At 63.8% G+C, this 11993-nt stretch carries 10 protein-coding genes and 1 tRNA gene; 7 read left to right on the top strand and 4 right to left on the bottom strand.

Going from position 1 to position 11993, the window contains the following annotated elements; translation table 11 throughout:
- Positions 1 to 1606: cytochrome c oxidase subunit I (locus Mrose_RS16385; protein ID WP_119280091.1), on the bottom strand; the 1606-nt coding region annotated here is incomplete at its 3' end.
- A gap of 106 nt (positions 1607 to 1712) precedes the next feature.
- Positions 1713 to 2534 carry a cytochrome c oxidase subunit II gene (locus Mrose_RS16380; protein ID WP_119280090.1) on the bottom strand — a complete coding sequence of 274 codons (822 nt, stop codon included), beginning with the start codon at positions 2532 to 2534 and terminating at the stop codon, positions 1713 to 1715.
- Between the two features lie 181 nt (positions 2535 to 2715).
- Here Mrose_RS16380 and Mrose_RS16375 point away from each other — a divergent pair.
- Positions 2716 to 2791: transfer RNA gene (locus Mrose_RS16375), tRNA-Lys, on the top strand.
- Positions 2792 to 2880: 89 nt separating this feature from the next.
- Here Mrose_RS16375 and Mrose_RS16370 read toward each other — a convergent pair.
- Both Mrose_RS16370 and Mrose_RS16365 read right to left on the bottom strand, forming a co-directional pair.
- Positions 2881 to 3894: a 1-aminocyclopropane-1-carboxylate deaminase gene (locus Mrose_RS16370; RefSeq protein WP_119280088.1), complete on the bottom strand. Its 1014-nt coding sequence runs from the start codon at positions 3892 to 3894 to the stop codon at positions 2881 to 2883.
- A complete protein-coding gene (locus Mrose_RS16365) occupies positions 3891 to 4547 on the bottom strand; it encodes a GntR family transcriptional regulator (protein WP_119280086.1) in 657 nt (218 codons plus the stop codon). The genes Mrose_RS16370 and Mrose_RS16365 overlap by 4 nt, the downstream gene beginning before the upstream one ends.
- A 284-nt stretch (positions 4548 to 4831) precedes the next feature.
- On the opposite strand from Mrose_RS16365, the gene Mrose_RS16360 reads away from it, so the two are divergent.
- The 6 genes from Mrose_RS16360 to Mrose_RS16335 all read left to right on the top strand — a co-directional run bounded on the left by Mrose_RS16360 (position 4832) and on the right by Mrose_RS16335 (position 11789).
- Positions 4832 to 5596, top strand: coding sequence for an ABC transporter ATP-binding protein (locus Mrose_RS16360; protein WP_119280084.1), 765 nt, complete (start codon positions 4832 to 4834; stop codon positions 5594 to 5596).
- Positions 5597 to 5606: 10 nt separating this feature from the next.
- Complete coding sequence (locus tag Mrose_RS16355; RefSeq protein ID WP_119280082.1) at positions 5607 to 7562, top strand: long-chain fatty acid--CoA ligase; 1956 nt, start codon at positions 5607 to 5609, stop codon at positions 7560 to 7562.
- A gap of 18 nt (positions 7563 to 7580) precedes the next feature.
- The gene (locus Mrose_RS16350; RefSeq protein ID WP_119280080.1) at positions 7581 to 8474 is read left to right on the top strand and encodes a branched-chain amino acid ABC transporter permease; all 894 of its coding nucleotides are present in this window, start codon (positions 7581 to 7583) and stop codon (positions 8472 to 8474) included.
- Between the two features lie 99 nt (positions 8475 to 8573).
- Positions 8574 to 9650 carry a branched-chain amino acid ABC transporter permease gene (locus Mrose_RS16345; RefSeq protein ID WP_119280078.1) on the top strand — a complete coding sequence of 359 codons (1077 nt, stop codon included), beginning with the start codon at positions 8574 to 8576 and terminating at the stop codon, positions 9648 to 9650.
- A 43-nt stretch (positions 9651 to 9693) separates the two neighbouring features.
- Positions 9694 to 10893: an ABC transporter substrate-binding protein gene (locus Mrose_RS16340; protein ID WP_119280076.1), complete on the top strand. Its 1200-nt coding sequence runs from the start codon at positions 9694 to 9696 to the stop codon at positions 10891 to 10893.
- A gap of 71 nt (positions 10894 to 10964) precedes the next feature.
- A complete protein-coding gene (locus tag Mrose_RS16335) occupies positions 10965 to 11789 on the top strand; it encodes an ABC transporter ATP-binding protein (protein ID WP_119280092.1) in 825 nt (274 codons plus the stop codon).
- Positions 11790 to 11993: the final 204 nt, after the last annotated feature.

Below are 11993 nucleotides of genomic sequence, written 5' to 3'. Positions count from 1 at the left end.
GGGTGGGGGTCTGCCACTCGAGGGTAGCCGCCCGCCAGGGGTTGTCCGGCGCTTTCGGACCTCGGAAGATGCTGTAGATGAGGTTGTAGGCGAAGACCAGCTGGCCCGCGCCTACGATCAGGGCCACCACCGTGATGAAGGCGTTGAGGTCGTGGACCGACTGGGGCATGAACTCGAGGTTCTCGAAGGCGAAGTAGCGGCGGGGCACCCCGGTGAGGCCGATGAAGTGCATGGGGAAGAACATGGCGTAGGTGCCCACGAAAGTGATCCAGAAGTGGATCTTGCCCAGCGTCTCGTTCATCATTCGCCCGGTGGCTTTGGGGAACCAGTGGTAGATGCCGCCGAAGATGGCCACGATGGCCGCCACCCCCATCACCATGTGGAAGTGGGCCACCACGAAGTAGGTGTCCTGGAGCGGGAAGTCGACGACCACGTTGCCCAAAAACAGCCCGGTCAAGCCTCCGACTAAGAAGGTGTTGAGGAAGGCGATGGCGAAGAGCATGGGGGTGGTGAGGTGGATGTTGCCGCGCCACAGCGTCAGCACCCAGTTGTAGACCTTGACCGCCGAGGGGATGGCCACGATGAGGGTGGTGACGGCGAAGAGGAAGCCGAAGTAGGGGTTCATCCCGCTGGTGTACATGTGGTGGGCCCACACGATGAAGCTCAGCGCCCCGATCACCACGATGGAGAGCACCATCATGGGGTAGCCGAAGATAGGCTTGCGGGAGTGGACGGCGATCAGCTCAGAGATGATGCCCATCGCGGGCAGGATTACGATGTAGACTTCGGGGTGGCCGAAGTACCAGAACAGGTGCTGGAAGAGCAGGGGGCTGCCCCCTTCGTGCGGCAGTTGCTGCCCGAACTGCACGAGGGCCGGGAGGAAGAAGCTCGAGCCCGCCGCGCGGTCTAAAAGCAGCATGACCCCGCCCACGAACAGCGCGGGGAAGGCCAACAGTGCCAGGATGGTGGCGACGAAGATGCCCCAGATCGCCAGCGGCATGCGCATGAGGGTCATGCCCTTGGTGCGCAGTTGCAGGATCGTCGTGACGTAGTTGAGGCCCCCCATGGTGGCGGCGGCAATGAACAGCAGCAGGGAGACCAGCATCAGGATGATGCCCCAATCCGAGCCAGGCGTCCCTTTGAGAATGGACTGCGGCGGGTAGAGGGTCCAGCCGGCCCCCGTCGGCCCACCCGGCACGAAGAAGCTCGCCAGCAGCACCACTACCGAGAGGAAGTAGACCCAGTAGCTGAGCATGTTGACGAAGGGGAAGGCCATGTCCCTCGCGCCCAGCATCAGGGGAACCAGGAAGTTGCCGAACCCCCCCAACAGCAACGCGGTGAGCAAGTAGATCACCATGATCATCCCGTGCTGGGTGAGGGCCTGGTAGTAGACGCTGGGGTTGATGAACTCGAACTTTCCGGGGAAGCCCAGTTGCAGGCGCATTACCCAGGAAAGCACCATACCCACCGCGCCCACGAACAACGCGGTCAGGACGTACTGGATAGCGATGACCTTGTGGTCCTGGCTAAAGACGTATCTGGTCCACCAGCTTCTAGGCTCTGGACCGATGTGATGATCGTGGTAGCCGGGGTGGGTATGCTCCATCGCTCACCTCTTCAAGCCCAAGTCCGACGTTTGGCGGGGACGCAGAGATGGTGCCGGGTTGCATTCGCAGAGCTTTCGCTCGGACTGGGTTCTAAGCTTAGGGTGGCTAACGCTGGGCGTTCCCGGTGGATTGCAGGGTCTGGGCGATGGTGGGACGCTCCTCGAGCCACCGCTCGAACTCCTTAGGCTCGACGACCACCACCTTGCCGATCATGGTGGAGTGCCCTACTCCACACAGCTCCGCGCAGATCACCTGGAACTCGCCGGTCCTGGTGGGGGTGAACCACATCTGCGTGACCATGCCTGGCACGACGTCCATCTTCATGCGGAACTCGGGAACGAAGAAGCTGTGCAGCACGTCGTTGGAGCGCATGCGCAGCAGCACCGGCTGGCCCAGCGGCAGGTAGAGCGGCCCACCCAGGGCAGGGACGTCGTCCTGGCTGGTCTGGGCCTCGGTGTTGACTCCGAAGGGGTTGGCCGGGCTGTAGTTCTTGATGTCGGCTGGCCCCAGCACCCCATCTTTGCCAGGGTAGCGGTAACTCCACAACCACTGTTGGGTGAGCACCTCGATGACATAAGGCTTTTGGGGGGGAGTGATCACCTGGGCATAGAAGTACAGGCCCGGAGCCAGGAGCAGCACGATGCCAATGGCAGTCAGCCAGATCAGGCGCCACTCGAGCCGGGGGTTGTCCACGAAGAAGAAAGCTTTACGCCCTCTGTGGCTGTTGTGGGCGTAGATCGTGTAGGCGACGAATAGATTTATCGCGATGAAAGCCCCGCCGCAGAGCACCAGGCTGATGATGATGAGCTTATCCAGGTTGCCCCAGTTGGAGGCCAGGGGCGCAAACCACCACACCCGCAGGGCTGTGAGGAGGAAAGCCCCAAGCACCATACCCACTAAAGTGATGGCCAGCGCCAGCGCTTGCATTGTAGGTCGTCAATTATGGTAAGCCCACGGAGGAGTGCAATGCAAGCATGGTGAAATGAATGACTATTGATTTTTTCGAGTGTTTCTATTTAGCCTCCCCCCTTTTCATCGCGCCCGCTGGTCCGCTCGCCTGTAGACAGCCCCGCGCCGATTGCCTATAATCCTCGGTGCTGGGTTTTGTGGGTCCATAGCTCAGCTGGTAGAGCAACCGACTTTTAATCGGTAGGTCGCGGGTTCGAATCCCTCTGGACCCACCAGCAATGGTGCAGAAGCTCGAGGTTACATGCCTCGAGCTTCTGGTTTTGTGGCGCGACGATAGGGCAACTGCCCCCTGGGCCTGATCGGCCTATGCGCCAGGCCGGTACAAGCCAGCGTAGGCGTTCATCGCCGGGACCCCGCCCAGATGCACGTAGAGCACCCTGGAGCCCTTTTCGAACATGCCCTTGCGGGCCATGTCGATGAGCGCATGCATGGACTTACCCTCGTAGACCACGTCGGTGATCATGCCCTCCAGATGGGCTGCCAGCCGGATGGCCTCGAGGGTCCCCTGGCTGGGCAGGCCGTACTCGGGCCCCGCGTAATCCTCCACCAGGATCACGTCCTCATCGAGGATGTCGCGTCCCAGCTCGACGGCCTCAGCTGTGAACTGGGCGATCTTGTGCACAGCAGCGCGGGTTTCGGCGGGCTTGGCCGAGGCGTCGATCCCCACCACCTTGCGCGGCCTGTCCTGAGCGGCAAAACCCACGATCATCCCGGCCTGGGTGCTGCCGGTCACCGAGCAGACGATGACGTAGTCGAAGAAGACGCCCAGATCCTTCTCCTGCTGCGCGACTTCCTCGGCGAAGCGAGCGAAGCCCAGCCCACCGAGGGGGTGATCGGAGGCTCCGGCGGGGATCGCGTAGGGTTTGCCTCCCCGTTGCCGCACCTTATCCAGGGCCCGCTGCCAGCTTTCGCGCAGGCCAATGCTGAAACCTGCGGGGCTGAGCTCGATCTCGGCTCCCAGTATGCGCGAGAGGAGGATATTGCCTACTTGGTCGTAGATGGGGTCGTTGTAGTTGACCCAGTGCTCCTGCACCAGCAGGGCTTTGAGGCCCAGATGGGCGGCCACGGCGGCCACCTGGCGGGTGTGGTTGGACTGCACCCCGCCGATGGAGACCAGGGTGTCGCAGCCTTTAGCCAGGGCGTCGGGGATCAGGTACTCCAGCTTGCGCACCTTATTGCCGCCGAAGGCCAGCCCGCTGTTGCAGTCCTCGCGTTTGGCCCAGATTTCCACCCCCAGGTGCTCGGAGAGCCTTTTGAGGGGATGGATCGGCGAAGGGCCAAACATCAGCGGATAACGGGGAAACTTCTCCAGCTTCATGGCTTCTCCTTCAAAAACTGCACCAGGCGTTGCCCGGCTTCGACGATGTGCCGCTCCAGCAGGCTGGAGGCCCGTTCGACCTCCCGCGCCCGGCAGGCCTCGAGCAGCTGGCGGTGTTCGCGGTCGGATTGCTCGCGGTGGTGCATCACCGTGAGGATCATCCGCATGTAGCGATCTACGTTGAGGTGAAGCAACTCGATGGTGGAAAGCAGGCGGGGGCGGCCCGCGGGCCGGTACAAGGCGGCATGGAACTTCCAGTTGAGCTCGCTCAAGCGCCGTCCGTCGCGTTCTTGCTCGGCCTCGTCCAGAGCGTCCTCGGCTTCGCCGAGCTGGCCCTTGCTCAGTCTGGGGATGGCCAGGCGCAGGGCCAGGGGCTCGAGCACCGCGCGCATCTCGTAGATTTCCTCGATCTCGGCGATTGAAAGCTCGGCTACCACCGCGCCCCGGTGAGGATGGAGGATCAGCAACCCTTCCGCCGCCAGTTGCCGCAGGGCCTCACGCACGGGCATCCGGCTCACGCCCAGCTCCTCGGCCAGCTCCTCCTGCCGCAAGGTCGTGCCGCCGGGGTACTGGCCTCCCAGGATGCGCTCTCGCAACTGCTGGGCCACCCGATCGGGTGAGGTGGCGGGTGGCCTGTTGGGGTTGGTTGTCATGGTCAAAGTGTATCCATTGGATCCAATTTGGTCAACGGCTCGAGGGGAGAACCCGATACCGGAGGCCGATGCGTCGATACCCCCTCCGTGGCCGAGCACCGACGGCTATCTGCCTGCGCGTGAGGGTTGTATTGTAGGGAACAAAGCGCAAGGAAGGGCATGGTGCCAATCCATGACGTTTTTTGTACACCTACAGCCAAAAACGTTGACATGAAAAAGACGGCTGGGTATACTCCCGCACAAATCTTATCCAACACGGGTGGAGGCAGAGGGAGGCGCGGAAGGTGCAGCTTTTGGTGGATAAAGTGGGTTTGGCCTTTGGCGGTTTGCGGGCGCTGAGTGAGGTCTCGCTCGAGGTCGCTCAGGGTGAACTGGTCTCGATCATCGGCCCCAACGGAGCGGGGAAGACCAGCTTGCTCAACTGCATCTCGGGTTTTTACCACCCCGACGGTGGTCGCATCACCTTCGAGGGCCACGACCTCACACGGGCCTCGCCCCATCAGGTCACCCAGTACGGCATCGCCCGTGCCTTTCAGAACATCGAGCTGTTCAACGGGCTCACGGTGCTGGAGAACCTGCTCTTAGCCCGCCACACCTTTTCCCGCTACAACCTGCTCGAGGCGGTGCTGGTCTACGGCCCGGCCATGAAGGTAGGCGTCGCCAACCGGCGCGTTGTGGAGGAGGTCATCGACTTCATGGACCTCGAGCCCTACCGCAAGGCGCTGGTCGGCGACCTGCCCTACGGGGTGCGCAAGCGGGTGGAGGTCGCCCGCGCGCTGTCGCTCTCGCCCAAGCTGCTGCTCCTCGACGAGCCCATGGCGGGCATGACGCTGGAGGAGAAGGAGGACATGGTGCGCTATATCCTCGACATCCGCGCCGAGCGGGGCACCACCATCATCCTCATCGAGCACGACTTGGGCGTGGTGATGGACATCTCCGACCGGGTCTACGTGCTCGACTTCGGGCAGGTCATCGCCCAGGGTTCGCCGGAGGAGGTCTCGAGCAACCCCCGCGTGCAGGAAGCCTACGTGGGCGTGGAGACTCCCTAGAGGTGCCGCCATGATCATCCAACCCACCCCCGAACTCAAGAAGTACACCCTGCCCCAACTGCTGCGCCTGCGGGCGAGGCACGAGCGGGAGCGGGTGGCCCTGCGGGAGAAGGAATTTGGCATCTGGAACGAGGTGACCTACGGCGAGTACTTCGCCAGAGTCCGGCACTTCGCCTACGGGCTGCTCGAGCTCGGCTTCCAGCGCGGCGAGCGCCTGGCCATCCTGGCCGACAACATCCCCGAGTGGCTCTATGCCGAGTTGGGAACCCAGGCTGTGGGGGGCATCTCGGTGGGGGTGTACCAGTCCTCGCTGCCCCCCGAGATCGCCTACGTGCTCTCCTACACCGGGGCTGCTGTGGTGGTGGCCGAGAACCAGGAGCAGGTGGACAAGCTGCTGGAAATCCGCAACGAGATCCCCAGCGTGCGCAAGGTCATCTACGAAGACCCTCGCGGGATGCGGGCCTACCGGGGCGACCCCTGGCTCATCAGCTTCGAGGAGGTGCTGCGGCTGGGGGAGGCTGCCGAGCAGAAGCAACCGGGCCTCCTTGACGAGCTCATTGACCAGGGCAAGCCCGACGACGTGTGCCACCTCTCGTTGACCTCGGGCACCACCGGGCGGCCCAAAGCGGCCATGTTGATGCACAAGAACCTCATCCACATGGGTGTTTCGCTGCAGAGCATTGACCCCTTGAAGCCCACCGACGACTACCTCTCCTTTTTGCCCTTCGCCTGGATCGGCGAGCAGATGATGTCGGTGGGGATGGCCCTGGCTGGGGGCTTCGCGGTCAACTTCCCCGAGTCGGTGGATACCGCCATGGCCGACCTCAAGGAGATCGGGCCGCACGTGATGTTCAGCCCACCCCGGGTGTGGGAGGGCATCCAGAGCAACATCTGGGTGCGCATCTCCGAGACCTACGCCTTCAACCGCTGGATGTACGAGCGCATGCTGGCCATTGGAATGAAGGCCGCCGACTACCGCATGAGCGGCAAGCCGATGCCGCTGGGCCTGCGCATTGGCTACTGGCTGGCCGAGCAGCTCATGTTCCGGCCCCTGCGCGACCAGCTTGGCTTTTTGCGGCTGCGCCGGGCTTACACCGGCGGGGCGGCGCTGGGCCCCGACGTGTTCCGCTTCTACCATGCCATCGGGGTCAACCTCAAGCAGATCTACGGCCAGACCGAGATCATCGGCATCGCCTTCGTCCACCGCGACGGCGACGTGCGCGCCGACACCGTGGGGGTGCCCATCCCCGGCGGCGAGGTCCGGATCAGCGAGTCGGGCGAGATCCTGTGCAAGTCCGACGCGGTGGTGGCGGGCTACTGGGAGCGCCCCGAGGACACCGCCAAGACCTTCGAGGAGGGCTGGCTGCACACCGGCGACGCGGGCTATCTCACCGAGCGCGGGCATCTGGTGGTCATCGACCGGGTTTCCGACGTGATGCACACCGCCGGCGGGGAGATGTTCAGCCCGCAGTTCATCGAGAACAAACTCAAATTCTCCCCCTACATCAAGGAGGCGGTGGTCTTCGGCGACCAGAAGCCCTTCATCACCGCCTTCATCAACGTCGACCCCCAAACCGTGGGCAAGTGGGCCGAGGACCGGGGCATCGCCTACACCACCTACATCGACCTCTCGCAAAAGCCCGAGGTGGCCGAGCTCATCGGCAAGGAGGTGCGTTCGGTTAATGAGAACCTGCCCGAGCACCTGCGCATCCGCCGTTTCGTGCTCTTGTACAAGCTCCTCGACGCCGACGACGACGAACTCACGCGCACGGGCAAGGTGCGGCGAAAGTTCATCATGCAGCGCTATCAGCCCATCGTGGATGCGCTCTACGGCGGGGTCCAGACGGTGCGGGTGGAAACCGAATTCAAGTACCAGGACGGTTCGGTGCAGAAGGTGGCGACCGAGGTGAGGGTGCTCGAGGCCGCTGCTCGAGCCGAGGTGGCGGGTGGTTACGTGGCCCGCTGAGCGCTTTTGGGGTGTGGTGTGAGCGACTTCTTCCAGTTCCTTATCTCCGGCATCGCGGTGGGCTCGATCTACGCCCTGGCCGCGCTGGGCTTTGTGCTGATCTACAAGTCGAGCCGGGTGATCAACTTCGCCCACGGGCAACTCATCGCCATCGGGGCCTTTATCGCCTACGCGCTGGCAGCCTGGCTGAAGCTGCCCATCGCCCTGGCACTGCTGGCGGCGGTGCTCGCGACCGGGTTGTTGGGCTTCGTGGTGGAGCGAGTCTTCCTCAAGCGGCTGGTGGGCCAGCCCATCATCTCGGTGATCATGGTGACCATCGGCCTGGCCTCGGTGCTCGACGGGCTGATGTACCTCACCCCCTTTGGCTCGGGCAACTTCAGTTACCCAGCTTTCCTGCCCCAGGAGCCGCTGCGCTTGGCGGGCATCACCGTCTCCTACCCACAACTGCTGGCCGTAGGCTTCACCGCACTGTTCCTGCTGCTGTTCGGCTGGTTCTTCCAGCGCTCGACGCTGGGCATCTCCATGCGGGCGGTGGCCGACGACCAGATGGCCTCGATGAGCGTGGGTGTTTCGGTGGAGAAGGTCTTCGCCCTGGCCTGGGCGGTGGCGGGCGTCACCGCGGCCTCGGCGGGGATGGTGGTGGGCACGGTCTCGGGCCTCAACCAAGACAGCCTCATCGCCATTGGGCTGGCGGTGTTCCCGGCGGTGATCCTGGGCGGCCTGGACTCCATCCCCGGCGCAGTGGTGGGGGGCATCACCATCGGGGTGCTGCAGAACCTGGCGGCGGGCTACCTCAACCGCTTCGTCCCCGGCGGCGGCACCGAACTGGTGATCCCCTTCGTGGTGTTGCTGGTGGTGCTGTGGTTCAGGCCGCACGGATTGTTTGGAACCGAGGAGATCGAGCGAGTATGAACAGAGGTCAAGGGTCGAGAGTCGAGAGTCGAGAGCGGGGGTCGGGGGAGAGGGGCGCTGAACCCTCTACCCCTGGCCCTCGATGCATCGGAGGTGTCCATGCGTAACCCCTGGGCCCAGACCGGCAACTACCGCACCAGCTACGAGCAAGACACCACTATCTTCGCGACCTACCGCGAGATCGCCTCGGTGGTGGCGTTGCTGGTGGCCTTGCTGGTGCTGCCGCAGTTGCTCGAGCGCTCCCAGGTGCTCACCCTCAACTTCATCCTCATTTACGCCATCGCAGTGCTGGGGCTCAACATCACCACCGGCTACGCCGGGCTCATCAGCGTGGGGCAGGCGGCTTTCATGGGGGTGGGTGCCTATACCGTGGCCCTCACGGCGCCCTATTTGCCCTTCTACCTCACGATTCCGCTGGGGGCAGCGGTGGCCGCGGCGTTCGGGGCCATCGTGGGCATCCCCAGCTTGAGGGTCAAGCACCTGTACCTGGCGCTGGCCACGCTGGCCTTCCAGGAGATCTTCGTGTGGACCGTGGGCCGGATGCCCGCCCTGGCCCAAGGGGCCTCGATTCCCGTGGAGATGCGCAACTTCCTGGGCTATGAGATCGGCTTCCGCAACCACAACCACTTCTGGTACTACGTCATCCTCTTCACGCTGGTGCTGATGGTGATCGCTTGGCGCAACCTGCTGAGGGGCAAGTATGGGCGGGCGCTGGTGGCGGTGCGCGACAACGACCGGGCCGCCGACGCGATGGGGATGGACCCCGGCCGCACCAAGCTCATGGCCTTCGCGCTGGGGGCGCTGTACGCGGGCGTGGCGGGGGGCCTGCTGGCCTACTTCCAGCGCAGCGTGGTGATCGAGGAGTTCACCCTGGCCAAGAGCGTGGGCTTCCTGGCCATGGCCATCGTGGGGGGGCTGGGGACGGTGGTGGGCAGCCTGCTGGGGCCGGCCTTCATCGAGTACCTCCAGCTTTCGATGGAGCGGTTTTCGGAGTGGATCAAGGGCAGCCAGGCCATCCAGCAGATCATTCCCCCCGGGGTGGACGTGGCCTCGGCGCTATTGCCGCTTTCTTTCGGCCTGGTGATCGTGCTCTTCCTGATGTTCGAGCCTCGAGGCCTTTACAACTGGTGGCGGCTGGTGCGAAGTTATTTCCGCACCTGGCCCTTTAAGTACTGAGCTTTGGCAAACCCGCTCTGGCGGTTGCAATGGGAGGAACTTCATGAAGCGAAGCATGCTGTTGGTTGGACTCACCCTGCTGAGCCTGGCTCAGGCGCAAAAGACCGTCAGCCTGGTGCACTCGGGCGCGATTACCGGTCCCACCTCCGACGTGGGCGGGCCCTATGCCGCGGCGATCGAGGACTACTGCAAGTACGCCAACGAGCAGAAGCTCATCCCCGGCTACACCCTCAACTGCATCGTGCGGGACGACCAGTACCAGAACCCCAACGCCCAGCGCTTCCTCGAGGAAGCCCTCGACCGGGCCAAGCCCGCCGTCTACCTGGGCTATGCCACCGGGGCCATGCTGGCGTTGAAGTCGCTTATCCAGGAGGTCAAGCTGGTCGCCATCCCCGCCTCGGCCCACATCGGCTTGATTGACCCCCCCGACAACACCTACGTGTTCCTGCCCACCTCCTCCTACTCCGAGCAGGTGGTGGCGCTGCTGGAGCACATCGCCCGGGAGAAGAAGGGCGCCAAGGTCGCGCTGGTGGTGCACCCCAGCGCCTTTGGCCGTGCCCCGATCGAAGACGCCCGCAAGGCGGCGGCCCAGCTTGGCCTCTCCATCGTGGACGTGCAGGAGAACGGTGGCAGCCTGGACAACACAGCCCTGCTGCGCAACCTCGAGCAAAAGGGCGCTGAGTACATCGTTCACCAGAACGTGGCCGGCCCGGTGGCCAACATCCTCAAGGACGCCAAGCGGCTCGGCCTGGACAAGAAGATCAAGCAACTCGGGGCCATCTACACCGGCGGCAACGACCTCATCCGCCTGGCAGGGGACGCCGCTGAGGGCTACCTCTGGGCCAGCAGCTACTACACCCTCGAGGAGGACACCCCCGGCATGAGGCTGCACCGCGAGCTCGCCGCCAAGAACAACCGTGGCGTCCTGGGTCAGAGCCACAACTACACCGCCGGTCTGCTGGCCGCTGCCATCGCCGTCGAGGCTATGAAGCGCGCGGCTCAGCGCTTCGGCAGGATCGACAACGCCACCTTCTACGACGCCCTGGTGGGCATGAACGGCCCCAACGCCTTCAATCCCGGTTTCGTGGTCAAAACTGCTAACAGCCCTGAGATCGACTTCACCAAGAGCGAGCAGACCGGTGGCGAGGGGTTGCGGGTACTCGAGGTCAAAGGCGGCAAGTTCGTCCCCATCACCCAGCCCTTCACCTCCACCCTCTTCCGCAAGGTGCACTACGGGAAGTAGCCAGTAGCCACTCGCGTTTGGCGCTCGGCGTCTTGCCTAAGACGTAGAACATGGCCTCCAGCGAGGTAACGATGCAACCCACCCATCCCGAAGACCTCGGCCCGATCCTGCTCGAGGTCAACAATATCGAAGTCGTCTACAAGGACATCATCCAGGTGCTGCGCGGGGTGTCGCTCAAGGTGCCTGAGGGCCACATCACCGCGCTTTTGGGCCCCAACGGGGCGGGTAAGACCACCACCTTGCGGGCCATCTCTGGCCTGCTGGTGCCCGAAGACGGCGAGGTGGTCTCGGGGAGCATCCTCTACCGCGGCGAGAACATCGCCAACAAGCCCCCGGAAGCCATCGTGCTCAAGGGCATCGTGCAGGTGCCCGAGGGGCGGCGGGTGTTCAAACACCTCACGGTGGAGGAGAACCTGCGGGTGGGGGCTGCGACCCGGCGCGACCGGGAGGTGCGGCAGGACCTCGAGCGCATCTACCACTATTTCCCCAAGCTGGCGATGCTCAAGAACCGCCTAGCCGGGTACTGCTCGGGAGGCGAACAGCAGATGCTGGCGATTGGCCGCGCCCTGCTGGCCCGCCCACGCCTGCTGCTCTTAGACGAGCCCAGCCTGGGCCTCGCACCCTTGCTGGTGCGCGAAATCTTCGATATCGTCGCCCAGATCAACGCCGAGGAGGGCGTGAGCGTGCTGGTGGTCGAGCAGAACGCCCGCGTCGCGCTCAGCGTGGCCCACTACGGCTACATCATGGAGTCGGGCCGCATCGCGCTCGAGGGCAGCCGGGCCTACCTGGAGGAAAACCCCGACGTGAAGGAGTTCTACCTCGGCGTCGCCAAGAGTGGCGGGCGCAAGAGCTTCAAGGACGTGAAGTCCTACCGGCGGCGCAAACGGTTCATGTGAAGGCCGATGGCCAAATAGTCAATAGCCGGTAGCCAAGTTGCGTGGCTATCGGCTATTCGCTATTGGCCCAAGAAGTCTAATACCAACCTTAGATAGATAGTCATCCATTGGGGATCCACCTGAACCCCGCCACCCCCCGGATGACCTCGGGGTGCTCCTGGAGATAGACACAGCGCTCTACCAGACGCTCTTGCAAAGCCTCCA

It is taken from the genome of Calidithermus roseus (assembly GCF_003574095.1).
Lineage (GTDB): Bacteria > Deinococcota > Deinococci > Deinococcales > Thermaceae > Calidithermus > Calidithermus roseus.
Note: the sequence above shows the minus strand (reverse complement) of the source record. Positions and strands in the feature narration are given on the sequence as shown.

What these genes read in the sequence shown, in the direction of transcription:
- Mrose_RS16365 (WP_119280086.1), bottom strand. Translation starts at nt 4,547, where the DNA reads ATGACAACCAACCCCAACAGGCCACCCGCCACCTCACCCGATCGGGTG.
- Mrose_RS16370 (WP_119280088.1), bottom strand. Translation starts at nt 3,894, where the DNA reads ATGAAGCTGGAGAAGTTTCCCCGTTATCCGCTGATGTTTGGCCCTTCG.
- Mrose_RS16380 (WP_119280090.1), bottom strand. Translation starts at nt 2,534, where the DNA reads ATGCAAGCGCTGGCGCTGGCCATCACTTTAGTGGGTATGGTGCTTGGG.
- Mrose_RS16340 (WP_119280076.1), top strand. Translation starts at nt 9,694, where the DNA reads ATGAAGCGAAGCATGCTGTTGGTTGGACTCACCCTGCTGAGCCTGGCT.
- Mrose_RS16335 (WP_119280092.1), top strand. Translation starts at nt 10,965, where the DNA reads ATGCAACCCACCCATCCCGAAGACCTCGGCCCGATCCTGCTCGAGGTC.
- Mrose_RS16355 (WP_119280082.1), top strand. Translation starts at nt 5,607, where the DNA reads ATGATCATCCAACCCACCCCCGAACTCAAGAAGTACACCCTGCCCCAA.
- Mrose_RS16345 (WP_119280078.1), top strand. Translation starts at nt 8,574, where the DNA reads ATGCGTAACCCCTGGGCCCAGACCGGCAACTACCGCACCAGCTACGAG.